This is a genomic window from Streptomyces sp. URMC 123, from assembly GCF_051386515.1.
Taxonomy (GTDB): domain Bacteria; phylum Actinomycetota; class Actinomycetes; order Streptomycetales; family Streptomycetaceae; genus Streptomyces.
Genome location: NZ_JBPQTV010000065.1, coordinates 1 through 24038, shown reverse-complemented (window position 1 = coordinate 24038; position 24038 = coordinate 1). Strand labels below are relative to the sequence as shown.

The following is a 24038-nucleotide window of genomic DNA, read 5'->3' as shown; positions in this document are numbered from 1 at the left end:
CTCCGTGGGCATCGGGGGGCGGGTGGGGCGACGGCATCGAAGTCTACGTCGCCGGTCCGACAGCGGCCGGGCACTCGGCGGTAGCCTCACGCGTTGGTAGCGGAGGAACACCCGCTCGAAAAGCGAAACGCACCAGGAGGCTCCACGCGATGTCGTTCCAGCACGCCCCGGCCGCGTCGGCCGAGCAGCGCGGCGAGCGCATTCTCGCCGTTTTCGACACCGCCTTCGGTGAGCTGCTGGCCGCGGACCCGGCCGCCTTCCGGGTCAAGTTCCGCAAGATGGCCGCCTCGGCCTTCGCCTTCTACCGCGGCACCGCGTGTCTGTTCTACGACGATCTGGACAGCGCCGCCGACGGCGGGCCCTATCTGGACGAGCGGACCTCCCGGGTGTGGATTCACGGCGATCTCCACGCCGAGAACTTCGGCACCTACATGGACTCCAACGGGCGCCTGATCTTCAACGTCAACGACTTCGACGAGGCCTATGTGGGCCCGTTCACCTGGGACCTGAAGCGGTTCGCCGCCTCCGTGGCGCTGATCGGCTACACCAAGGCGCTCAGTGACGGGATGATCACGGATCTGGTGCGGATCTACGCCGCCGCCTACCGCGAGCGCGTCCACGCGCTGGCCACCGGCCCCAAGGACCCGGAGAAGGAGGAGCTGCCGCCCTTCACCCTGGACACCGCCGACGGCCCGCTGCTGGCCGCCCTGCGCGAGGCCCGCTCGCTCACCCGGTTCGGGCTGCTGGAGTCCATGACCGAGATCCGGGACTTCGAGCGCCGCTTCGCCCCCGGCGGGGGCACGATCGAGCTGGACGCCGCGAGCCGCTACAAGGTGCTCGCCGCCTTCGACGGCTATCTGGCGACCCTCCCGGAGTCCAGCCTGGCCCGCCCGGACTCGTACCGGGTGAAGGACGTCGTGGGCCGCCGGGGCATCGGCATCGGCAGCGCCGGCCTGCCCTCGTACAACATCCTGCTGGAGGGCAACAGCGACGCCCTGGAGAACGACGTCGTGATCTACATGAAGCAGGGGCAGACCCCGGCGGTCTCCCGGCACATCACCGACGCGCGGGTGCGCTCGTACTTCCAGCACGAGGGGCACCGCACGGTGATCTCCCAGCGCGCCCTCCAGGACCACGCCGACCCCTGGCTGGGCTGGACCGAGCTGGACGGCGCGGGCCAGCTGGTGGCCGAGGTGTCCCCGTACGCCGTGGACCTCGACTGGTCCGACATCGACGACCCCGGGCAGATCGCGGCGGTCGTCGCCGACCTGGGCCGGGCCACCGCCACCATGCACGCCGCCGCGGACGACGAGAGCGGGCACTCGCTGGTCCCGTTCTCCACCGAGCGCGCCATCGACGCGGCGATCGCGGCCGACGAGGACGGCTTCCCGGAGCTGCTGGTGGACTTCGCGCACGGCTACGGGGCGCGGGCCAGGGCCGACCACCAGATCTTCGTCGACCTGTTCCGTAACGGTCGGATACCGGGTCTGTAGGGGCCCGGGGACGGGTCACCCGCGGCCATGGCACACTCTCGCCCGATGGACATATCAGCGACAGGGCTCAGAACACTGCGCGCGGCGGTCTTCGCCGCGCTCTGTGTGACCCTGTCCGCCTGCTCGCACGTCCTGCTGTCCGGGATGCCACTGCCGCTCACCACCGTCGCCGCGCTCGCCGGGGCCGTCTTCCTGGTCGCCTACGCGGGCGCGGGCCGCGAGCGGGGTCTCGGCTCCATCGCGGCGCTGCTGATCCCGCTGGAGCTGGCCGCCGACACCGTCTTCACCACCGGCCAGCACGCCTGCTACGGGCACGCCGGCGGGCCGGTGACCGGGCCGCTGCGCTCCTTCGGGGTGCACCTGGTGTGCGGCGGGGGCAGCGTCGGTACCCCGCTGGCCCGGATGGCGGCCCCGGGCGCGGACGGGGCGGCGCCCGGCGCGGCCGGCACGGCGCTGCCCTGGCTGCTGCTGATCGTCCACACCGCCGTGGGGCTGGCCGCCGCCTGGTGGCTGCGGCGCGGCGAGGCGGCCCTGGGCCGGCTGGTGCGGGCCGCGGCCGCCGCCACCTTCCGCCCGCTGCTGCTGGCGGTGGCCGCCGTGGTGGCGGTCGCCGATCCCGCGCGGCGCCCCACCGGGCCCGTGCGCCGGGCGCCGCTCGTGCGCGCCCAGCCGATGCTCGCCCACTCCGTCGGACGGCGGGGACCCCCTCGCTCACTCGCCCTCGCGGGCGTCTGAGCGAGCAACGCGTTCCCCCACCCCCGGCCCGTTCCCGGGCCCACGGATTCCACGGAGTAGAAGATCATGAGCAATCGGAACAGCCACGCCAACAAGGCGGCCGCCCGCGAGCGGCTGCGCGCCGAGCGCGAGCGCCAGGCGAAGAAGGAGAAGGTGCGCCGGCAGGTGATCGTCGGCGGCTCGGTGGTCGCCGCGCTCGCCCTCGTGGCGGGCATAGCCTTCGCCGTCTCCAAGATCAACGGCAGCAGCGACAGCGGCGTCTGGGAGGCGGCCAAGGACAAGGAGCTGGTCCAGCCGAAGAACAGCAGCGGCGAGAAGGGCACCTCCATCGTCATCGGCGACCCGAAGGCGAAGGAGACCGTCGAGCTCTACGAGGACATGCGCTGCCCGGCGTGCGCGTCCTTCGAGCAGCGGGTCGGCGAGACCGTCCTCAAGGACATCAAGGACGGCAAGTACAAGGTGGAGTACACGATGTACTCCTTCATCGACGGCATGGCCAAGGGCGTGGGCTCGAAGAACGCGCTGAGCGCGCTGGGCGCGGCGCTCAACAAGAGCCCCGAGGCGTTCCTGGAGTACAAGAAGGCGCTGTTCTCGCCGGAGAACCACCCCGACGAGCGGGACGACAAGTTCGCCGACGACGACTACCTGATCGAGATCGCGCAGCAGGTCCCGGCGCTCAAGGACGACCAGGACTTCCAGAAGGCGCTCAAGGACGGCACCTTCGACCGCTGGGCGCTGGAGAGCGAGGCCATCTTCGGCCGCAAGGGCGTCAAGGGCACCCCGACGATCCTCTACAAGGACAAGAAGGTCACCGACGGCACCCCGCGCCAGTACACCCCGATGACGCCGGAGGACTACACGGCCGCGCTGGAGAAGGCGTTCAGCGGCAAGTGACGGCACTTTCCGGTCGATTCCGGGCCTGCCAAGGCCGGAAATCAACGGTCGAGGGCGAATAACGGCGACTTGCCGGATACGGGCGGACGAACTCTCAGGAGTCGTCCGCCCGTTCGTCATATCAAACGCTAATCTTTGCGGCCGTGACCGAACTCATCCCCGATACGTCCCGCCGTACCGTGGTGAAGGCAGCGGCCGCCTCCGCCGCGCTGCTGACCCTCGCCACCGCCCCCGCCGCGGTGGCGGCCACGGCGGGCCCCGCCTTTCTGCACGGCGTCGCCTCCGGCGATCCGCTCCCCGACGGCGTCCTGCTCTGGACCCGGGTGACCCCGACCCCCGAGGCCGTCCCCGGCTCGGGCAAGGGCCCGGCCGTGCCGGTCGGTTGGGAGGTCGCCGAGGACAAGGGCTTCACCCGCGTCGTCGCCCGGGGCACCACGACGGCCACCGCCGCCACCGACCACACCGTCAAGGTGGACGTCCGCGGGCTGCGCCCGGCCACCGACTACTGGTTCCGCTTCACCGCCGACGGGGCCCCCTCCCCCACCGGCCGCACCCGCACCACCCCCGCGCACGACGCCGCGGCGCCCGGCGTCCGCTTCGGCGTGGTCTCCTGCGCCAACTGGGAGTCCGGCTGGTTCGCCGCCTACCGCCATCTGGCCGCCCGCACCGATCTGGACGCGGTGCTGCACCTCGGGGACTACCTCTACGAGTACGGCTCCGGCGAGTACCCCAAGCAGAAGCACGCCGTGCGGACGCACCGGCCGGCGCACGAGATCGTCACGCTCACCGACTACCGCACCCGGCACGGCCACTACAGGACCGACGCCGATCTGCAGGCGCTGCACGCCGCGCACCCGGTGATCGCGATCTGGGACGACCACGAGTTCGCCAACGACGCCTGGTCGGGCGGCGCGGAGAACCACACGCCCGGCGCCGAGGGGGACTGGGCGGCGCGGATGGCGGCGGCCAAGCAGGCGTACTTCGAGTGGATGCCGGTGCGCGCCTCCACCGAGGGCACGGTCCACCGCCGGCTGCGCTTCGGCACCCTCGCCGATCTGCACCTGCTCGATCTGCGGTCCTTCCGCTCCCAGCAGGTGAAGGCCGGCAACGGCGGGGTCGACGACCCGGGCCGTACGATCGCCGGCCGGGCCCAGCTCGACTGGCTGAAGGCCGGGCTGGCCGGCTCGGACACCGCCTGGCGGCTGGTGGGCACCTCCGTGATGATCTCCCCGGTGGCCTTCGGCTCCCTGCCGTCGCACCTGCTCGGGCCGGTGGGCGAGCTGCTCGGGCTGCCGGACGGCGGGGTCGCCCTCAACACCGACCAGTGGGACGGCTATACGAGCGACCGGGCGGAGCTGCTCGGGCACCTGCGCGACCGGTCCATCACCAACACCGTGTTCCTCACCGGGGACATCCACTCCGCGTGGGCCAACGAGGTGCCGGTGCGGGCCGCCACCTACCCGTCCTCGGGCACGGCCGCGACGGAGTTCGTGGTCACCTCGGTGACCTCGGACAACCTGGACGAGCTGCTGCACGTCCCGGCGCACACCGCCTCCACGGTCGCCGAGAGCGCCATCCGGGCCGCCAACTGGCATGTCAAGTGGCTCGACATGGACTCCCACGGCTACGGCGTGCTGGACGTCACGGCCGAGCGGGCCCAGATGGACTTCTACGCGCTGTCGAACAAGACCGACCGAGGTGCCACGGCGAAGTGGAGTCGGTCGTACCGGACCTTGAACGGAACACAAAAGATCGAACGCGTTCACCAACCGGTCCGCTGATCGCAATTTTCGGCCAAACTGCGTCCGTTACGGCTATGTTGTGATCGTTGCGGTGAGTGGTGCGTTCCGGCGTCCGGGAGGGCGCGAAAAGGGACACATCACTCACCCCGGCCACGTCGGGCGTTACAGGCGTATCTCGAAGTCCGCATCTTGTCGGAAGATCTCTCCCCAACGCCCCATTTGCCCCCGCATGTGATTGGGCCAGATCACCACTCGTTGCGCGGCGACGGCGCCCCATAGCCTCCCCGCGGCGGCGAGGAAATCCCTCCTCGTCCCCCCTGTCCGCGAGGAGCTCCCATGCGCAAGCTCGCCCGAATATCCCCGCGTCTGACGAACCGTATCCTCGGCACCGCCGTGCTCGCCGGTGCCCTGGCCATCGCCCCGCTCTCCGTCCCGGCGGGTGCGGCCTCCGACACCCCCTCGACCGACAAGTCCACCCAGGCCTCCGGTGCCGCCGCCTCGTCCCGGGCCGGCTCCGCCGAGGACTGCGCCGACGGCCCGGCCGCCGGGGCCAACGCCCGTCTCGCCCACCCCGACCACGCGCTGGGCAAGCAGGGCGCCAAGGACCCCAACACCCTCTCCAAGGCCCAGGCCAAGGCGATGGACGCGGAGCTCAAGAGACGGGTCGCCGAGATCCGCGACTCCGGTGCGGGCCGGCAGCTCACCGGCAAGGGCACCGCCAGCACGACCATCCCGGTCTACTTCCACGTCGTGCACGACGGCGACAAGGGCAAGCTCACCCCCAAGGACATCGACGCCCAGATGACCGTCCTCAACGAGGCGTTCGCGGGCAAGGGCGACGGCAACACCCCGAGCCAGTTCACGTTCAAGCTGGTCAAGACCGACTACACCGACAACGCGTCCTGGTACAACGGCCTGGAGCCGGACGGGGCCGACGAGCGGACCATGAAGACCAAGCTCCGCCGCGGCGGACCGAGCGCGCTCAACATCTACACCGCCAGCCTCAGCGGCGGCCTGCTCGGCTGGGCCACCTTCCCCGAGTGGTACCCCGAGGACCCGAAGATGGACGGCGTCGTGCTCCTCGACACCTCGCTGCCCGGCGGCGCAGCCACCAACTACAACGAGGGCGACACCGGCACCCACGAGGTCGGCCACTGGATGGGCCTGTACCACACCTTCCAGGACGGCTGCTCGGAGACCAACGACTTCGTCGCCGACACCCCGGCCGAGGACGGCCCCGCGTTCGAGTGCCCGGTCGGCCGTGACACCTGCGCCGCCGAGGGCCTGGACCCGATCCGCAACTTCATGGACTACACGTACGACAACTGCATGACCCAGTTCACCCCGGGTCAGGTCAAGCGGATGACCGAGTACTGGTACGCCTACCGCGCCAGCTGATCTCCGCCCGCTCCGCGCGCCGGTAAGCCCCGCCGTCCCCTGACGGCGGGGCTTACCGCTGTCTCCGCGGCCGCTGTCTCCGCGGCCGGGCGCGCGGCCGGTCCCGGCTCTGCGCGCTCCGGCTCACGGCGCCTCGGGGGCCGGCTCCAGCTCGTCGAGGAACGCCAGCGCCACCGCCCAGGCGGCCGCGGCCGCCTCGGCGTCGTGGTCGGGCAGGTCGGGGTCGGTGAAGAGGTGCCCGGCGCCGGCGTAGCGGTACACCTCCACCTCGGCCCCCGCCCGGCCCATCCGCAGGTACCAGGCGTTGAGCCAGTCGTGCGGCTCGAACGGGTCGGGGTCGGCGACGTGCAGCTGCACCGGCAGCCCGTCCGCGCTCGCGTCGTCGGTCAGGTCCGAGGTGCCGTGGAACAGCAGCAGAGCGCGCGCCTTCTCGTCGGCCAGCGCGAGGTTCTGGGCGATCGAGCCGCCGAGCGAGAAGCCGGCGTAGACCAGGCCCCGGTCCGACAGCGGGGCCACCGCCGCCACGGCCCGGCGCAGCAGCTCGTCCGTGCCGATCCCGTCCTTGATCGCCATGCCGTCCTCGACGGTCTCGGCGGTGCGCCCCTCGTACAGATCGGGGACGTGCACCTCGTGCCCCGCGGCGCGCAGCCGCTCGGCCGCGGCGTGGACGGCCGGGCGCAGGCCGTACGCGGAGTGGAACAGGACAATGGTCTGGGAGGCCGCCACAGCAGTCACTTCTCTTCCGGTGGGTCGTACGTCTCACATCGTGCCAGTCCCGTTCGCCGGCGCGGCGCGGGGTAGGCGCCCCGCCACGGAGAAACGTTCAGGCACGCAGCGCACCGCCGTGGCACACGGACGGTGCGGAAAGGAGCCCAGGTGCCCATGGAGGACGTGCTGCGCCCGCTGATCGTGATCGGGGGGTCGCTCACGGTCACCCTGCTGGCCGGCTGGGGGCTCGACCGCCTGCTGCGCGGCATCGACACCCGACACCCCGAGACCCCGCTGTGGGGCCTGCTGCGCCGCGGCCGCCTCCCCTTCCAGCTGCTGCTGTGCACGGCGGTGCTGCGCGGCTCGTACGAGCGGGCCGACCTCTTCCGCGCCCACCACGCGGCCATCGCGCGGGTGCTCAGCCTCGTGGTGATCGGGGCGACCGCCTGGCTGGTGGTGCGCATCGCGACGGCCATAGTGGAGTCGTCCTACAGCCGCTACGCCAACGCCGCCCGGGACCCCGCCCGGCTGCGCCGGGTGCGTACCCAGGTGACGCTGATCCAGCGGGTGGTGACCGCCGTCGTGGGGGTGGTGGCGGTGGCCGCGATGCTGCTGACCTTCCCGGAGATGCGCACGGTCGGCACGTCCATGCTCGCCTCCGCCGGGGTCCTCGGCATCGTCGCCGGTATCGCCGCCCAGTCCACGCTGGGCAATCTCTTCGCCGGTCTGCAGATCGCCTTCGGCGACATGGTGCGCATAGGGGACACGGTGGTGGTGGACGGCGAGTGGGGCACGGTCGAGGAGATCACCCTCACCTTTCTGACCGTGCGGACCTGGGACGAGCGCCGGATCACCATGCCGGTGTCGTACTTCACCAGCAAGCCGTTCGAGAACTGGTCGCGCGGCGGGGCGCAGATGACCGGCACGGTCTTCTTCCAGCTGGACCACGCCGCGCCGATCGAGAAGATGCGCGAGAAGTTCCACGAGATGCTCCAGGAGTCGCCGTCCTGGGACGGCCGGGGCTGGGGCCTGGTGGTCACGGACACCACGCCCACCACGATCCAGGTGCGGGCGCTGGTCACGGCCCGGGACGCGGACGCGCTGTGGAACGTGCGGTGCGAGATGCGGGAGCGGATGGTCGGCTGGCTGCGGGAGGAGCACCCGTACGCGCTGCCGCGCGTCGCCACGACGCCGGCGCCGGGCGCGCCGGAGGACGGGGAGCGCCGGCGGCGGCCGGGCGTGGAGGGCCCGTCCGGCGACTGACGGTGACCGGCGGCCGACGACCGGCGACCGGCGGAGAAGGGCGTCAGTGACCGCGTTCCGCTCCGCCGTTGACGTCGATCACCTGGGCGGTGATGTGCGCGGCCGCGGGTGAGGCCAGCCAGTGGAGGGTCTCCGCGACGTCCCCGGGCGTGCCGGCCCGACCGGTGAGCGTCTCCCCGATCAGCGCGCGGCGCCGCTCCTCCGGCAGCCCGTCGCCGAAGAACCCGGTGTCCTCGACATAGCCGGGCGCCACCGCGTTCACGGTGATGCCGCGCGGCCCCAGCTCCCGGGCCAGCGCGAAGGCGTACGGGTGGAGCCCCGCCTTGGCAGCCGCGTACGCCACCGTCCCCGAGCCGCGGCGGGCCGCGATCGAGCTGATGAACAGCACCCGGCCGCCCGGGGTCGCGAGGTGGTCCCGCAGGGCCTCGGTGAGCAGCACGGCGGTCAGCAGGTTCTGCCGGAAGGCGAGCGTCCAGTGGTGGGCGGCGGTCGGCAGCGGATCGGTGGCGTCCCCGGCCTGGGCCGTGTGCCGACCGTCCGGGGCCTCCGGCCGCGTGTGCAGCCCGTCCCGGGCCTCCGGCCCCCCGGCCGCGGCTTCGAGCCGCCCGTCGCCGCCCGCGCCGTTGATCAGCACGTCCACGGCCCCGTACTCCCGGCAGACGAAGCGGGCCGCCTCCCCCGCGTGCCGGGGGTCGGCCAGGTCGGCCGCGAACACCGCCGCGCCGGGCACCGTCTCCGCGGCCCGTTCGAGCACCTCCCGGCGGCGCCCGACGAGCAGCACCTGGTCCCCGTCGCGCGCGAAGGTCTGGGCCGCGGCGAGCCCGATCCCCGTACCGCCGCCGCTGACGACCACTGTGCGAGTCATACGCGCTCCTCGATCCCGGGCCCCGATCGTACGGCGGCGGGCCGCCGGGCCGCGGGATGCGGCGGCTCGCGCGGGCACGGGCGTCGGCGCTCAGGCGCGCGGGCGCGGGCGTCGGTGCTAGGCGCGCAGGCTGCGGACGTCGAGCTGGCGGAGCACGCGGTCGACGACCTCCGGGTCGGCCCCCGGCTCGCTGCGCGCGGACAGCACCTCGTGCCGCGCCGCGGAGAGCATCTCGTTCTGAATGCGCTGGAGCCGCTTCAACCGCTCCACCCGCTTGTGCTGGCCGGCGAGCCGCTCGTCGTCGACGATGTCCGGCGAGATGCGCGCGCCCATGTCGTACGCCCGCCGCAGGAGCTGTTCCGAGAGCTCCTCGGGCAGCTCCTCGACCTGCTCGATCTCCCGCAGCCGCCGCTTGGCGGCCTTGGCCACGCGCACCGCGAGGCGGCGCTCCATCTCCCGTTCGGCCTTGCTGTCCGCGCGCACGTCGAGCCGTCCGACCAGCCAGGGCAGGGTCAGCCCCTGGAGCAGCAGGGTGGCCAGGACGACGGCGAACGCGATGAAGATGATCTCGTCGCGGGCGGGGAAGGGCCCGCCGCCGGAGACGGTGAACGGCACGGCCAGGGCCAGGGCCACGGACGCCACCCCGCGCATCCCGGCCCACCACATCACCACGGTCTCCCGCCAGCTCATGGGGATGTCCTCGTCGACGTCGGCGCGCCGGTGCATGCGGCGGGCGAGCCAGGCGGCGGGCAGCAGCCACAGCAGCCGGGCGCCGACGACGACCGCGACCACCGCCGCGGCGGCGGCCAGCAGCTCGCCCCACCGGCCGGCGGCGGTGCCGAAGACGTTGTGCAGCTCCAGTCCGATGAGGCCGAAGGCCACGCCGGTGACCAGGGTGTCCACGACCTCCCAGAACGTCTTGCCGGCGAGCCGGCCGAGGACGTCGTCGGCGTCGACCGCGTACTCCGCCAGATACAGCGCGCTGGTGAGCACGGCGAGGACGCCGGAGCCGCCGAGCTCCTCGGCGAGGACGTAGGAGACGAACGGCACCAGCAGGGTGAGGCCGATCTGGAGCGTGGCGTCGCCCAGCAGGGCCATCAGCTTGTGCGCCAGCCAGCCCAGCGCCAGGCCCACCGCCACGGCGACCACGGCCGAGAGCACGAGCTGGCCCACCGCGCGCGGCACGGAGAAGGTGCCGCTGACGGCGGCGGCCAGCGCCACGTGGTAGAGCACGATCGCGGTGACGTCGTTGAAGAGGCCCTCGCCCTCCAGGATCGACACCATGCGGCGCGGCAGCCCGAGCGAACCGGCGACGGCCGTGGCCGCCACCGGGTCGGGCGGGGCGACGAGCGCCCCGAGCACCACGGCCGCGGCGATCGGCAGCCCCGGCACCACGGCGTGCGCGACCGCGGCCACCGCCGCCGTGGTGACGAAGACCAGCGCGACGGCCAGCAGGAAGATGGCGCGCTTGTTCGCCGTGAACTGGCGCCAGGAGGTGCGCTGCACCGAGGCGTAGAGGATCGGCGGCAGCACGAGGGGCAGGATGAACTCGGGCGGGACGTCGACGTTCGGGACGAACGGCAACAGGGCCAGGGCGGCCCCGCCGAGGGTCATGAGCGTGGGCGCGGGCAGCCCCAGCCGATCGCCGAGCGGAACCGTGATCACGGCTCCGAGGAGCAGGACGAACAGCAGGGCGAGCTGATCCACTTCGGTGCCCTCCGGCGGGTTGGGCGCGGCGTTGGGATCTTCCAGCGTGCCACGCCCGTCACCGGATGGGCGGTCACCCGCCCCGCCGGCGGCGGTTACGCGCTCTCGGCGCGCACCCGGTCCAGGGCCCCCTGGAGGTCCTCGGGGTAGTCGCTCGCGAACTCCACCCACTCGCCGTCCGCCGGGTGCTCGAACCCGAGCCGGACCGCGTGCAGCCACTGCCGGCCGACCTTCAGCCGCTTGGCGAGCGTGGGGTCGGCCCCATAGGTGAGGTCGCCGACGCAGGGGTGGCGGTGGGCGGCCATGTGCACCCGGATCTGGTGGGTGCGGCCGGTCTCCAGCTTGATGTCGAGCAGGCTGGCGGCCCGGAACGCCTCGATGAGGTCGTAGTGGGTGACGCTGGGCTTGCCCTCGGCGGTGACCGCCCACTTGTAGTCGTGGGTGGGGTGGCGGCCGATCGGGGCGTCGATGGTGCCGCTCATCGGGTCGGGGTGGCCCTGCACGAGGGCGTGGTAGCGCTTGTCGACCGTACGGTCCCGGAACTGCTGCTTGAGGAGCGTGTAGGCGCGCTCGGACTTGGCGACCACCATCAGCCCGGAGGTGCCGACGTCGAGCCGGTGCACGATGCCCTGGCGCTCGGCGGCCCCGGAGGTGGAGATCCGGTAGCCCGCGGCGGCCAGCCCGCCGATCACCGTGGGGCCGGTCCAGCCGGGGCTGGGGTGCGCGGCGACCCCGATGGGCTTGACGATCACGACGATGTCGTCGTCGTCGTGGACGATCTCCATGCCCTCGACGGGCTCGGCCACGATCCGCACCGGCGCGGCGGCCTGCGGCAGCTCGACCTCGAGCCAGGCCCCGCCGCTCACCCGGTCGGACTTGCCGGCGACACTGCCGTCGAGCAGGACCTTTCCGGCGGCGGCCAGCTCGGCCGCCTTGGTCCGCGAAAAACCGAACATGCGGGCGATGGCGGCGTCGACGCGCTCGCCCTCGAGGCCATCGGGTACGGGCAGCGTGCGGATCTGGGGAAGCGTGCTCACCCGTCGAGTATGCCGGACGGCGGGACCTCGCCCCGACGGCCCTCGAACGCCAGTGCCGGATCGGCCCGCCGGTCCGGGGCTCGCATCGGCCCCACCGGCCCGTCGGTCCGTGTGGCTCGTCAGCCCTTGTGACTCGTCAGCCCTTGTGGCCCATCAGTCCTTGTGCCCGTCAGTCCTTGTGGATCGTGCCGTCCGGGTCCAGGCCCCGGAAGGAGAGGATCACGATCAGGATGCCGCCGCAGACGATCGCGGAGTCCGCGAGGTTGAACACCGCGAAGTGCTTGGGCGCGATGAAGTCCACGACCGCGCCCCGGAAGACGCCCGGGGAACGGAAGATCCGGTCGGTGAGATTGCCGAAGGCGCCGCCGAGCAGCAGCCCGAGGGCGATCGCCCACGGCACGCTGTAGAGCTTCCGGGCGATCCGCGCGATCACCACGATCACCGTGCCCGCGATGATCGTGAACACGACCGTGAGCGCCTCGCCGATGCCGAAGGCGGCGCCGGCGTTGCGCACCACCTCGAACTGGAGGTACGAGCCGACGATCTCGATCGGCGCCCGGTGCTCCAGGTGCGCGACCACGATCATCTTGCTGACCAGGTCGAGGGCGTACGCGAAGGCGGCCACCGCGAGCAGCACCGCGATCCGGCGCGGGCCCCGTACCCCGCCGAGCGGCGTGGCACCGGCCGGGGCGCCGGCCGTGCCGTCCCCGCGCGCGGGCTCGTCGGCCTGCTCCGGCTGTGTCTCCCCACGATCTGGAGTACCGATGATCCGCTCCGCCTCTGCCACGTGAGTCCCTCAACCTCGCGTTCCGGGCCAGGCGACGCCTGACTCACGACGAGGGTACGGCACAGACGTACGGAGGGGATCAGCGGCGCTCCTGCCGCTGTTTGCACTCCACACAGAGCGTGGCGCGGGGGAACGCCTGCATCCGCGCCTTGCCGATCGGCTTCCCGCAGGACTCGCAGAGGCCATAGGTGCCGTCCTCGATCCGGGCCAGGGCGCGCTCCGTCTGGACGAGCATCTCCCGGGCGTTGGCGGCGAGCGCCAGCTCGTGCTCCCGGGTGATGTTCTTGGTGCCGGTGTCGGCCTGGTCGTCGCCCGCGCCGTCGCCGGAGTCCCGCATCAGCCCCGAGATCGCGTCCTCGGCGGCGGTGATCTCGGCCCGCAGCCGCTCGGACTCGGCCGCGAGGCCCGTGCGGGCATCGGCCACCTCCGCCGGCGACCAGGGCTCCTCCCCCGGGCGTACGGCCAGCCGGCCGGCCTCGGCGTCCTCGCCGGGCGCCGCGGCGGTACGCGCCTTGGGCACCGGCGGCGCCGGGGCCTTCCTGGCAGCGGACGCCCCACCCGGAGTCTCTTTCGCAACCACCGTCTTGGCTCCCGTCTTCTTCACGGGCTTCTCGGCGGCGGTCGACGCCGTCGGAGCCTTCTTCTCGGACACGGCCTTCCTGGCCGTGGTCTTGCCCGTCGTCCCGGCGGTCGTCGTCCTGCTCGCCGTCGCCTTCGCGGCCGTCTTCTCGGCCGCCGTCTTCTTGGCGGTCGCCTTGGTGGCGGCTGTCTTCGTGACGGCCGTCTTCTTGGCGGTCGCCTTGGTGGCGGTCTTCTCGGCCGCCGTCTTCGAGGCGGTCTTCGTGGCGGTCGCCTTCACGGCCGCCTTCGCGGTGGTCTTTTTCGCCGCCGCCTTCTTCGTGGCGGCCGTCTTCGCGGTCGCCTTCGTGGCGGCCTTCTTCGCCGCGGCCTTCTTCGCCGTGGGCTTCGCGGGCGCCGCGGCCTGCTTCTCCACGACCTTCTTCGCCGTCGCGGACTTTTTCGCGACGGCCTTCTTCGGCGCCGCCTTTTTCGGCGCGGCTTTCGTGGCCGCGGCTTTTGTCGCGGCCGGCGCCTTCTTCGCCGCGGTTTTTTTCGCCGCGCTCTTCGTCGTGGCCGTCGCCTTCTTGGCCGCCGCCTTCTTCGGCGCGGCCTGCTTGGCCGCGGCCTTCTTCGCCACGGCCTTTCCGCCCGCCGCGGCCCTGCCGCCCGCCGTCGCCTTCTCGGGCGCGGCCGTCCGGGTGGCCGCCTTCTTCGCCGGCGCCGTCTTCTTCGCGGCGGTCTTCCTCGCCACCATGGCCGCGGCCCCTTCACATATTGTGATCTTGCGCGCGAATCGTGCTGGGACGATAAATCGACCCCGAGCCCGCGGCAACGGGGCACGCCGACCGACGCGGGCTCCGGGCGCTCCCGGCCGTCGACGGCGCCCGCCATGTCCGTGGAGCAGGACGAGCCTGAATCCGTTGTGCCCCGCTTCCCGCCCCGTAATCCGCTCCTCCCCCGGCGCGCCGCGCGCCCCTCCCTGCGCCGTACGGGTTTTCCGGCACCCGTGTCGCCATTCGGGTCAGCCGCCGGCCGCCCCGCTCCCCCGGTCGGCGCAGCGGGGGCCGCGGCGGAAATCCGGTCGGCGACCGCGCCCGACGGCCCGTACACTGGCCGCAGCGAAAGGCGTGGATGGGGACGAGTAGCGTCGCACGCAGCCATGAGCGACCCGGGGACGGTGCGAGCCCGGGGGCGTGCGCGATGTGAAGCATCACCCCGGAGCCGCCGGAAGAAAGCCGACCGCCCGGTGCGGTCCGGCGAGTAGACCCGGCGTCGCGGCCTCAATGAGGGGGCCATGGGCACCGCCCGTGGCCAAGGAGGGTGGTACCGCGGGAGCCGTGCTCTCGTCCCTCCGACGGAACCGATACGTCGTCCGCCGGAGGAAGAGACCCCGATGACCACGCCGCAGTACCGCCCGGTACCCGCTCAGGTCGACCTCCCCGCGCTCGAGCACGCGGTGCTCGATTTCTGGCGCGAGAGCAAGATTTTCGCCCGTTCCCTGGAGCAGTCCGAGGGCCGCCCGGAGTGGGTGTTCTACGAGGGCCCGCCGACCGCCAACGGCATGCCCGGCGCGCACCACATCGAGGCCCGGGTCTTCAAGGACGTCTTCCCCCGGTTCCGGACCATGCAGGGGTACCACGTCGGCCGCAAGGCGGGCTGGGACTGCCACGGCCTGCCCGTGGAGCTGGCGGTGGAGAAGGAGCTCGGCTTCAGCGGCAAGAAGGACATCGAGGCGTACGGCATCGCCGCCTTCAACGCCAAGTGCCGCGAGTCCGTGACCCGCCACACCGACGCGTTCGCCGAGCTCACGACCCGGATGGGCTACTGGGTGGACCTCGACGACGCGTACCGCACCATGGACCCGGAGTACGTGGAGTCCGTGTGGTGGTCGCTGAAGGAGATCTTCAACAAGGGCCTGCTGGTGCAGGACCACCGCGTCGCCCCCTGGTGCCCCCGCTGCGGCACCGGCCTGTCCGACCACGAGCTGGCGCAGGGCTACGAGACGGTCGTCGACCCGTCGGTGTTCGTCCGCTTCCCGCTGACCTCCGGCCCGCTGGCCGGCGAGGCCGCGCTGCTGGTGTGGACGACCACCCCGTGGACGCTGGTGTCCAACACCGCCGCCGCCGCGCACCCGGACGTCACCTATGTGGTGGCCACCGACGGCACCGAGCAGCTGGTCGTCGCCGAGCAGCTGCTGGAGAAGGCCCTCGGCGAGGGCTGGACCGCGACCGGCCGGCGGTTCACCGGCCGCGAGATGGAGCGCTGGGCCTACCGCCGCCCGTTCGACCTGGTCGAGATGGAGGGCGCCCACTACGTCGTCAACGCCGAGTACGTCACCACCGAGGACGGCACCGGTCTGGTCCACCAGGCCCCGGCCTTCGGTGAGGACGACCTCAGGACCTGCCGGGCCTACGGGCTGCCGGTGGTGAACCCGGTCCGCCCCGACGGCACCTTCGAGGAGGGCCTGGGCCTGGTCGGCGGGCAGTTCTTCAAGAAGGCCGACGAGGCGCTCGTCGCCGACCTGGAGGCCCGCGGACTGCTGTTCAAGCACATCGCGTACGAGCACAGCTACCCCCACTGCTGGCGCTGCCACACCGCGCTCCTCTACTACGCGCAGCCGTCCTGGTACATCCGCACCACGCAGGTCAAGGACGCGCTGCTGCGCGAGAACGAGAACACCAACTGGCACCCGGAGGCCGTCAAGCACGGCCGGTTCGGCGACTGGCTGAACAACAACATCGACTGGGCGCTCTCCCGCAACCGCTACTGGGGCACCCCGCTGCCGATCTGGCGCTGCGAGGAGGGCCACCTCACCTGCGTCGGCTCGCTGGCCGAGCTGACCGAGCTGACGGGCGCCGACCAGAGCGGGCTGGACCCGCACCGCCCCTTCATCGACGAGATCACCTTCACCTGCACCGCCGAGGGCTGCTCCCACCCGGCCGTCCGGGTGCCGGAGGTCATCGACGCCTGGTACGACTCGGGCTCCATGCCCTTCGCCCAGTGGGGCTACCCGTACCGCAACAAGGAGATCTTCGAGAAGCGGTACCCGGCGCAGTTCATCGCCGAGGCCATCGACCAGACGCGCGGCTGGTTCTACACCCTGATGGCCGTCGGCACGCTCGTCTTCGACAAGTCGAGTTACGAGAACGTGGTCTGTCTGGGGCACATCCTGGCCGAGGACGGCCGGAAGATGTCCAAGCACCTGGGCAACATCCTCCAGCCGATCCCCCTGATGGACCAGCACGGCGCGGACGCCGTCCGCTGGTTCATGGCGGCCGGCGGCTCCCCGTGGGCGGCGCGACGCGTGGGCCACGGCACGATCCAGGAGGTCGTCCGCAAGACCCTGCTGACGTACTGGAACACGGTCGCCTTCCAGGCCCTGTACGCGCGCACCGCCGGCTGGGCGCCGTCCGCCGCCGACCCTTCCCCGGGTGAGCGGCCGCTGCTGGACCGCTGGCTGCTCAGCGAGCTCAACGCGCTGACCGACCAGGTCACCCGGGCCCTGGAGGCGTACGACACCCAGCGCGCTGGCAAGCTGCTCTCCTCGTTCGTCGACGACCTGTCGAACTGGTACGTCCGCCGCTCGCGCCGCCGCTTCTGGCAGGGCGACAAGGCGGCGCTGCGCACGCTGCACGAGGTCGTCGAGACGGTCACCCGGCTGATGGCGCCGCTGGTCCCGTTCATCACCGAGCGGGTCTGGCAGGACCTGATCGTCCCGGTCTCCCCGGACGCCCCCGAGTCGGTGCACCTGTCCACCTGGCCGACCGTGGCCGAGGAGCTGATCGACCCGGAGCTCTCGCAGCAGATGCTGCTGGTCCGCCGGCTCGTCGAGCTGGGCCGGGCCACGCGTGCCGAGTCCGGGGTGAAGACCCGTCAGCCGCTGTCCCGGGCGCTGGTCGCCGCCGCCGGCTTCGAGTCGCTCGGCGAGGAGCTGCGCGCGCAGATCGCCGAGGAGCTGAACGTCTCCTCGCTCGCTTCCCTCTCGGAGGTCGGCGGCTCGCTGGTCGACACCACCGCCAAGGCGAACTTCCGCGCCCTGGGCAAGCGCTTCGGCAAGGGCGTCCAGGCCGTGGCCAAGGCCATTGCCGCGGCGGACGCGGCGGCGCTGTCGCTGGCCCTGCGCGAGGGCACGGCCTCGGTCGAGGTCGACGGCGAGCCGGTGGCGCTCACCCCGGAGGAGGTCATCATCACCGAGACCCCGCGCGAGGGGTGGTCGGTGGCCTCCGACTCCGGCGCCACGGTCGCCCTGGACCTGGAGATCACCCCCGAGCTGCGCCGGGCCGGCCTGGCCCGGGACGCGATCCGCCTCATCCAGGAGGCGCGCAAGAACAGCGGGCTGGACGTCGCCGACCGGATCGCCCTGCGCTGGGCGGCCACGGACGCCGAGACCACGACGGCGCTGACCGACCACGCGGCGCTCATCGCGGACGAGGTGCTCGCGGTGGACTTCGCCTCCGGCGAGGGCGACGAGGCGTACGGCGAGCCGTTCACGGACGAGGGCCTCGGCCTGACGTTCCGCCTCCGCAAGGCGTAACCGCCCCCGGCGCGAGCCGAACGCGGCGAAACCCCCGGTGCCCTCCGGCGCACCGGGGGTTTCGCCGCCTCACCGGGGCCGCGGCCCGGCCGGCCCGACGGTCCCGCGCGGGGAGGCTCAGGCCGTGCCGGCCACCCCGGCCCGGGCGCCGATCCCGTCGAGGATGCGCTGCAGCCCGTACGCGAACTTCTCGTCCCGGATCTCGCGCGGGTCCTTCTCGCGCAGTGACGCGTAGCGCTCGCGCAGTTGGGGGTGTTCGCGCGCGGCCTCCTCGGCGGCCGGCCACAGGCTCTCCACCCACGCGCGCTCGGTCCGCCCGCTGCGGGCGAGGGTGGTCAGCCACGCCGCCTCGGTGGTGGCCATGCCGATGACGTACGCGGTCACCGCCGAGACGGCCAGGTCCGCCTCGCCCGGGGGCAGGCGGGTGGCCTCGAACAGGTTGAGCAGCCCCTCGGACAGGCGCATCGCGTTCGGCCCGAGCTGGGTCACCCCCATCCCGCCCAGGACGGACGCCAGCCACGGGTGCGCCAGGATCGTGGCCCGCAGGCTCTCCGCGCAGCGCGCGGCGGCCTCCCGCCAGAGCTCGGGGTCGTCGGCGGCGGGCACCTCGACCTCGCCGTGGACCTCGTCCACGACCAGCTCGATCAGCTCGTCCTTGTTGGCCACATGCGTGTACAGGGACGTGGCCCCCGCGTTCAGGCGGGTGCCGAGTTTGCGCATGCTCAGGGCCTCGATGCCCTCGGCGTCCAGCAACTCCAGCGCCGCGGAGACGATCTGTTCCCGGCTCAGCGCCGGCTGCTCGCGTCGGCGCGGCCGCGGCCGGGTCCACACCGACGGGATGGGCTGTTCCAGGTCCTGCTTCTCGGCCGGCACAGGGCCCCCTCTCTCTCGCGGACAGAATACCGCGTCACCGAACACCGTACGGCCTTGCGAACACTGTTCGGCGGACCGTACAGTGTGCGGTGTTGCTCGCCGGGCAGCCCGAGACCACGCACATCAACAGGGGGAAACGCCATGTCCGCCACGATCGACCGCCAGGAAGCCGCGCACCGCACCACCGGGTTCGACACGGCCCGCTGGCAGGCCCGGCTCGACGAACTCCTCGCCGCCCACCACGTGCCGGGCGCCTCGCTCGCCGTCCTCACCGGCGGCGTCGTCCACGAACTGGCGGCCGGCGTGCTGCACCTGGGCACCGGCGTGGCGGCGACGCCCGACTCGGTGTACCAGCTCGGCTCGATCGCCAAGGTCTACACCGCCACCCTGGTCATGAAGCTGGCCGAGGCCGGGCGGCTCGACCTGGACGCGCCCGTCACCGACGTGCTCCCCGACTTCGCCGTCGCCGGCGGGCCCGAGGTGGCCCGCGCCATCACCGCCCGCCGGCTGCTCAGCCACACCAGCGGCCTCACCTGCGACTTCACCCATGACTCCGGCCGGGGCGACGACTGCCTCGCGAAGTACGTCGAAGCCGCCAGGGACGTGGCCCTGGACTGCCCGCCCGGCACCGGCTCGTCCTACAGCAGCGTCGGCTACAACGTCCTGGGCCGCATGGTCGAGGTGCTCACCGGTCTGACCTGGGATCAGGCCCTGCGCGAGCACCTTCTCGCGCCCCTCGGCCTGAGCCACACGATGACCCTGCCCGAGGAGGCGCTGGCCTTCCGGGCGGCGATGAGCCACCTCGGCGAGCCGGGGCAGCGGCCCGAGCCGGCCCCGGCCTGGGATCTGATGCCCCGCTCGGCCGGCCCGTACGGCAGGGTCATCGCCAGCGCCGGCGACGTGGTCCGCTTCGCCCGCATGCATCTGGACGGCGGCCTCGCCCAGGACGGCACCCGGGTGCTGGCCGCGGACACGGTCGCGGCCATGCGCCGCCGCGAGGTCGACGTCCCCGACAAGTGGACCGTCAGCGCGGACGGCTGGGGGCTGGGCTGGTCGCTGTACGACTGGTCCGGCACCCCGGGCTTCGGCCACGACGGCGCCTCGATCGGTCAGTACGCCTATCTGCGGGTCGTCCCCGGCGCGGGCGTGGCGATCGCCCTGACCACCAACGGCGGCGGGGCGCGCGGCCTGTACGCGGCGCTCTTCCGGGAGCTGCTCCAGGAGCTGGCCGGCGTGACGATGCCGGACGCCTTCGCCCCGGCCGCGGTGCCGCCGGCGGTGGACTACGCCCCGCTCGTGGGCACCTACCGGCGCGAGGGCGTGGTGATCACCGTCACCGAACACAAGGGCGCCGGACACCTGGTCTACGAGTTCGTCGACGGCATGAAGGACTTCTCCGCGCCGCTGGAGATCGAGCTGCGGCCGGTGACGGAGACGGTGTTCGCCGGCTCGGGCGTCGGCGCGGCCTTCAGCGAGGACTGGATGCCGGTGGTGTTCTCCACCCTGGCCGACGGCACCCGCTGCTGCTACATCGGCATGCGGGCGGCCCCGAAGGTGGCCTGACGCCCACCGCGGGCGCGCGTCGGGCGGCGCGCTCCGCGGCCACTCGAATGGCCGAGCACCCGCGCCACCCGAACCGGTCAATCGATCCCAAAACTGACGAATGCGCACGCGACAGCGCACCACGGCAACGCACACGACAAACGGGCCGGGCCCGGGACATGAAGTCCCGGGCCCGGCCCGTGTGGCTTGCCGACGGCACAGCGGCGGCGCCTAGTTGTCGTCCTCGTCGATCAGGAAGCCCCGCATCGGCGACGGCGCCTGCTGCATCGGCTGCTGGCCCTGCGGCCGCACCGGCGCCATCGGCTGGGTCATCGCCGGGGACATCTGCTGCTGACCGCCGTACGACGGCCCCCCGTTCGCCGGGCCGTGCCCGCCCATGGACTGGTTGCCGCCCATGGAGTGGCCGGAGTGCCCGGAGTGGCCCCCCATGCCCGCGCCGGCGCCCGCCATGGACGGGGACGGCGGCAGGGACGGGGTGCGCGGCGGGGCCAGCGAGTCGTCGGCCTGGTTCTCCAGCTGGCGCAGCTGGCTCTCCAGGTACGACTTCAGCCGCGTGCGGTACTCGCGCTCGAAGCCGCGCAGATCCTCGACCTTGCGTTCGAGCGTGGCGCGGGCGGACTCCAGGGAGCCCATCGCGACGCGGTGCTTCTCCTGCGCGTCCCGCTCCAGCGCGTCGGCCTTGGCGCGGGCGTCCCGCTCCAGGCCCTCGGCGCGGCTGCGGGCCTCGCCGACGATCTTGTTGGCCTCGGAACGGGCCTCCGCGATCGCCTGGTCGGCGGTCTGCTGAGCCAGCGACAGCACACGAGCGGCGCTGTCACCGCCCGGGCCCTGGCCCGGCTGCGGCATCTGCGGACCACCGGGACCCATGGGGCCGCCCATCGGGCCACCCATGGGACCGCCCTGACCCATCGGGCCCGGGCCGTGCGGCCCCTGCGGGCCGTGGCCGCCGGGGCCGGCCGGCAGCTGCGGAGCGCCACCCGGAAGCTGCGGGGGGCCCATCTGCTGCTGCGGCGGCACCGGCTGCGGTCCGGATATGGCGGCGGGCACCGGCGCGCCGGGCCGATCCTGCGGCTCGGGCTTGCGCATGCCCTGCTGCTGGTTCTGCGCGGCGGCCCGCGTCGCGGCGGCGAGCTTGGCGCGCAGATCCTCGTTCTCGCGGAGCAGCCGGGTCAGTTCCGCTTCGACCTCATCGAGGAAGGCATCGACCTCGTCCTCGTCATAGCCTTCTCGGAGGCGGACGGTCGTGAACTGCTTGTTCCGCACGTCCTCGGGGGTCAACGGCATCTCTTCTTCACCTCAACGTTGTCGTCGGCAATCGGCAAGACCGTATCGTTCACAGCCGGCTCACGACGGTGATCAGGATGTAGACGATGATCATCAGTACGAAGAAGGACAGGTCGAGCGCCACGCCCCCGAGACGCAGCGGCGGAATGAACCGCCGCAGAAGCTTGAGCGGCGGATCGGTGACAGTGTAAGTGGCCTCAAGGACGACCACCATCGCCTTACCGGGTTGCCATGAGCGGGCGAACTGGAAGACGTAATCCATGACCAGTCGGAAGATCAGTACGACCAGGAAGCACAGCAGCGCGACGTGGATCACGTCCAGTACGACGTTCATTTCCGCGCTTCCCTCTCCCCTGCTCGCATCGACCGAATGGCCGCGGTGTCACCTGTGGTGCGTCTCAGCTCTGGTTGAAGAACCCGCCCTCTGCGATGCGGGCCTTGTCCTCCGCCGTGACATCGACGTTAGCAGGAGACAGCAGGAACACCTTCTGCGTCACCCGTTCAATACTCCCGTGCAGACCGAAGACGAGCCCGGCGGCGAAGTCGACGAGACGCTTCGCGTCGGTGTCGTCCATCTCGGTCAGGTTCATGATCACCGGAGTGCCCTCGCGGAAGTGTTCCCCGATGGTACGGGCTTCGTTGTAGGTCCGGGGGTGCAGCGTCGTGATGCGGTAGGGCTCCCGCTCGGACACGACCTTGGGCATGATCACCGGTGCGTTCTTCTCCAGATTCTGGCGTTCAGGTGTGATGGACGACACGGGTGCGATTCGCGCCGATCGTCCGCTTTCGGTGACGAGCGAACTGGATCGTCCGCTTTCGGTGGCGAGGGCGACCGGTTCGCGCGGGGCGGGCGGATGAACGACCCGTACCGGTTCGTCCTGTTGTGACCGCTCCGGCTGGTGCGGGGGGTGCTGCCGGCGCGCCCGCTCGGGCTCCGGCTCGGGTTCGAACTCGTCGTCGGGGTCGAACCCCCGGCCGTCGTACCCATCGTCCTCCACGAGGCCGAGGTAGACCGCCATCTTGCGCATCGCGCCGGCCATTCTCTGCGTCCTCCGCTCTGTGGTGGATCGGCTCCGTCACCGGGGGCCTGGTATCCACTCGGTCTCGCCGCCCATCGACGGAAATGACCATATTTTCTGCTGTGGTCCGACTTGCTTCGCGACGTTACCGGAGCCGGGGTCGGACTCCGAGTACCGCGGTGCCGACGCGTACATGTGTCGCACCGGCCGCCACCGCTTCCTCGAGATCCGCGCTCATCCCCGCCGAGACCATGTTCGCAGTCGGATGAGCCACGCGCAGGCCGGATGAGATTTCCATCAGCCGGTCGAAGGCGGCCCGTTGGCGCCCCGCGTACACGCCGCTGAGCGGGGCGACCGTCATCAGTCCGGCCAGTCGCAGACCCGGGGCGGAGGCGATCGCGTCCGCCAGATCGGGCACCGCGTCGGGCGCCGCGCCACCCCGGCCGGCGGTGCCCTCGGCCCTCGCTTCGGCGTCCAGGGCGACCTGGACCAGACAGCCCAGCTCGCGCCCGGCCCGCACGGCCGCCGCCGAGAGGGCGGTGACCAGTCGGGAGCGGTCGACCGAGTGCACCAGGTCGGCGTAACTGGCCACCGACCGCACCTTGTTGGTCTGCAATTGTCCTACGAAATGCCAGGTCAGGGGGAGATCGGCGCATTCGGCCGCCTTGGGCGCGGCGTCCTGGTCCCGGTTCTCGGCGACATGACGCACCCCCAGTTCGGCGAGCAGCCGGACGTCGTCGGCCGGGTAGGTCTTGGTGACCACGACGAGGGTCACCTCCTCCCGCTTGCGGCCGGCCGCGGCACAGGCGGCGGAGATACGTTCCTCCACTTGTGCCAGGTTCGCTGCGAGTTGTGCCTTGCGGTCCGTCATGTCGCGCCTTTCGCCCGCTGGTCCGCCGGGGGCTCCAGCCAGACATAGCCGGCGAGCCGGCCCGTGGTCCGGTCGCGCCGGTAGGAGAAGTGGTCCGCCGACTCCAGGGTGCAGATGTGCGACTTCTCACGCTTCTCCACCCCGAGCCGGGCAAGTTGGGCGTGGACCCCGGCGGTGACGTCCAAGGCGGGGGTGCCGTGCCGGGTGGTGGCCCAGGACTCCGGGACGGCGGCGGCGACCTCCGCGCGCATCTCCTCGGGGACCTCGTAGCAGCCGCCGCAGACGGCGGGGCCGGTGACCGCGGTGACGCGGGAGGGCTCGGCCCCCAGGGAGACCATCGCCTCGACCGCCGCGGGGACGACCCCGGCGAGCAGTCCCGGCCGGCCGGCGTGCGCCGCGGCCACGACCCCCGCGACCGGGTCCGCCAGCAGCACCGGGACGCAGTCGGCGGTGAGCACGGCCAGGGCCAGACCGTGACGGTCGGTCACCACCGCGTCGACGGCGGGGACCTCACCGGTCCCCCACGGGCCGTCGGCCACGGCGACCTCACGGCCGTGCACCTGGTTCATCCAGACCACGCGGGAGGGGTCGAGCCCGAGCGAGGTCGCCGCCCGCTTCCGGTTGGCCGTCACGGCCGCGGGGTCGTCGCCGACCGCGCCGCCGAGGTTGAGCTGCTCGTACGGAGCGGCGCTCACCCCGCCCCA

Annotated in this window: 20 protein-coding genes; 8 read left to right on the top strand and 12 right to left on the bottom strand. The window is 72.3% G+C overall.

The features are described from left to right. Positions 1-149: 149 nt before the first annotated feature. From ACSNOD_RS11060 to ACSNOD_RS11040, 5 genes are all read left to right on the top strand, one after another. Positions 150-1493: a DUF2252 domain-containing protein gene (locus tag ACSNOD_RS11060; protein WP_436766660.1), complete on the top strand. Its 1344-nt coding sequence runs from the start codon at positions 150-152 to the stop codon at positions 1491-1493. Positions 1494-1538: 45 nt separating this feature from the next. Continuing rightward, positions 1539-2228 (top strand): hypothetical protein, encoded by a 690-nt coding sequence (locus tag ACSNOD_RS11055; protein WP_436766659.1) that lies wholly within the window; start codon positions 1539-1541, stop codon positions 2226-2228. A 66-nt stretch (positions 2229-2294) separates the two neighbouring features. Then, a complete protein-coding gene (locus ACSNOD_RS11050) occupies positions 2295-3122 on the top strand; it encodes a thioredoxin domain-containing protein (RefSeq protein WP_436766658.1) in 828 nt (275 codons plus the stop codon). Between the two features lie 143 nt (positions 3123-3265). Next, entirely contained in the window at positions 3266-4903 is a 1638-nt protein-coding gene (locus ACSNOD_RS11045; protein ID WP_436766657.1) for an alkaline phosphatase D family protein, read from the top strand. A gap of 297 nt (positions 4904-5200) precedes the next feature. Beyond that, complete coding sequence (locus tag ACSNOD_RS11040) at positions 5201-6262, top strand: zinc metalloprotease (RefSeq protein WP_436766656.1); 1062 nt, start codon at positions 5201-5203, stop codon at positions 6260-6262. A 123-nt stretch (positions 6263-6385) separates the two neighbouring features. On the opposite strand, the gene ACSNOD_RS11035 is transcribed toward ACSNOD_RS11040, so the two are convergent. Then, the gene (locus ACSNOD_RS11035) at positions 6386-6988 is read right to left on the bottom strand and encodes a dienelactone hydrolase family protein (RefSeq protein WP_436766662.1); all 603 of its coding nucleotides are present in this window, start codon (positions 6986-6988) and stop codon (positions 6386-6388) included. Between the two features lie 156 nt (positions 6989-7144). Between ACSNOD_RS11035 and ACSNOD_RS11030 the strand changes: the two genes are divergently transcribed. After that, positions 7145-8233 (top strand): mechanosensitive ion channel family protein, encoded by a 1089-nt coding sequence (locus tag ACSNOD_RS11030; RefSeq protein WP_436766661.1) that lies wholly within the window; start codon positions 7145-7147, stop codon positions 8231-8233. A gap of 43 nt (positions 8234-8276) precedes the next feature. Here the strand turns inward: ACSNOD_RS11030 and ACSNOD_RS11025 are convergent, their stop codons facing one another. The 5 genes from ACSNOD_RS11025 to ACSNOD_RS11005 form a co-directional block, all read right to left on the bottom strand. Further along, on the bottom strand, positions 8277-9098 hold the full coding sequence (locus ACSNOD_RS11025; protein WP_436766655.1) for an SDR family NAD(P)-dependent oxidoreductase: 822 nt from the start codon (positions 9096-9098) through the stop codon (positions 8277-8279). Between the two features lie 117 nt (positions 9099-9215). Then, positions 9216-10805 (bottom strand): Na+/H+ antiporter, encoded by a 1590-nt coding sequence (locus tag ACSNOD_RS11020; RefSeq protein WP_436766654.1) that lies wholly within the window; start codon positions 10803-10805, stop codon positions 9216-9218. Positions 10806-10900: 95 nt separating this feature from the next. Continuing rightward, the gene (locus tag ACSNOD_RS11015; protein ID WP_436766653.1) at positions 10901-11842 is read right to left on the bottom strand and encodes an RluA family pseudouridine synthase; all 942 of its coding nucleotides are present in this window, start codon (positions 11840-11842) and stop codon (positions 10901-10903) included. Between the two features lie 169 nt (positions 11843-12011). Continuing rightward, positions 12012-12629 carry a signal peptidase II gene (locus tag ACSNOD_RS11010; protein WP_436766652.1) on the bottom strand — a complete coding sequence of 206 codons (618 nt, stop codon included), beginning with the start codon at positions 12627-12629 and terminating at the stop codon, positions 12012-12014. Between the two features lie 79 nt (positions 12630-12708). Then, a complete protein-coding gene (locus ACSNOD_RS11005) occupies positions 12709-13944 on the bottom strand; it encodes a TraR/DksA C4-type zinc finger protein (RefSeq protein ID WP_436766651.1) in 1236 nt (411 codons plus the stop codon). A 639-nt stretch (positions 13945-14583) separates the two neighbouring features. On the opposite strand from ACSNOD_RS11005, the gene ileS reads away from it, so the two are divergent. Continuing rightward, entirely contained in the window at positions 14584-17724 is a 3141-nt protein-coding gene (gene ileS, locus ACSNOD_RS11000; protein ID WP_436766650.1) for an isoleucine--tRNA ligase, read from the top strand. Positions 17725-17841: 117 nt separating this feature from the next. Here ileS and ACSNOD_RS10995 read toward each other — a convergent pair whose 3' ends face one another. Next, positions 17842-18597 (bottom strand): TetR/AcrR family transcriptional regulator, encoded by a 756-nt coding sequence (locus ACSNOD_RS10995; protein ID WP_436766649.1) that lies wholly within the window; start codon positions 18595-18597, stop codon positions 17842-17844. A gap of 141 nt (positions 18598-18738) precedes the next feature. On the opposite strand from ACSNOD_RS10995, the gene ACSNOD_RS10990 reads away from it, so the two are divergent. Further along, positions 18739-20160: a serine hydrolase domain-containing protein gene (locus ACSNOD_RS10990; protein ID WP_436766648.1), complete on the top strand. Its 1422-nt coding sequence runs from the start codon at positions 18739-18741 to the stop codon at positions 20158-20160. Positions 20161-20370: 210 nt separating this feature from the next. Here the strand turns inward: ACSNOD_RS10990 and ACSNOD_RS10985 are convergent, their stop codons facing one another. The 5 genes from ACSNOD_RS10985 to pgeF form a co-directional block, all read right to left on the bottom strand. Continuing rightward, positions 20371-21444, bottom strand: a complete 1074-nt coding sequence (locus tag ACSNOD_RS10985) for a DivIVA domain-containing protein (RefSeq protein WP_436766647.1) — start codon at positions 21442-21444, stop codon at positions 20371-20373. Positions 21445-21493: 49 nt separating this feature from the next. Beyond that, positions 21494-21778, bottom strand: a complete 285-nt coding sequence (locus ACSNOD_RS10980) for a YggT family protein (RefSeq protein WP_436766646.1) — start codon at positions 21776-21778, stop codon at positions 21494-21496. A gap of 64 nt (positions 21779-21842) precedes the next feature. Beyond that, positions 21843-22484: a cell division protein SepF gene (locus ACSNOD_RS10975; protein WP_436766645.1), complete on the bottom strand. Its 642-nt coding sequence runs from the start codon at positions 22482-22484 to the stop codon at positions 21843-21845. A 124-nt stretch (positions 22485-22608) separates the two neighbouring features. Beyond that, complete coding sequence (locus ACSNOD_RS10970; RefSeq protein ID WP_436766644.1) at positions 22609-23334, bottom strand: YggS family pyridoxal phosphate-dependent enzyme; 726 nt, start codon at positions 23332-23334, stop codon at positions 22609-22611. After that, the coding region (gene pgeF / locus ACSNOD_RS10965; RefSeq protein ID WP_436766643.1) for a peptidoglycan editing factor PgeF at positions 23331-24038 on the bottom strand (708 nt) is incomplete at its 5' end. The genes pgeF and ACSNOD_RS10970, both read right to left, overlap by 4 nt.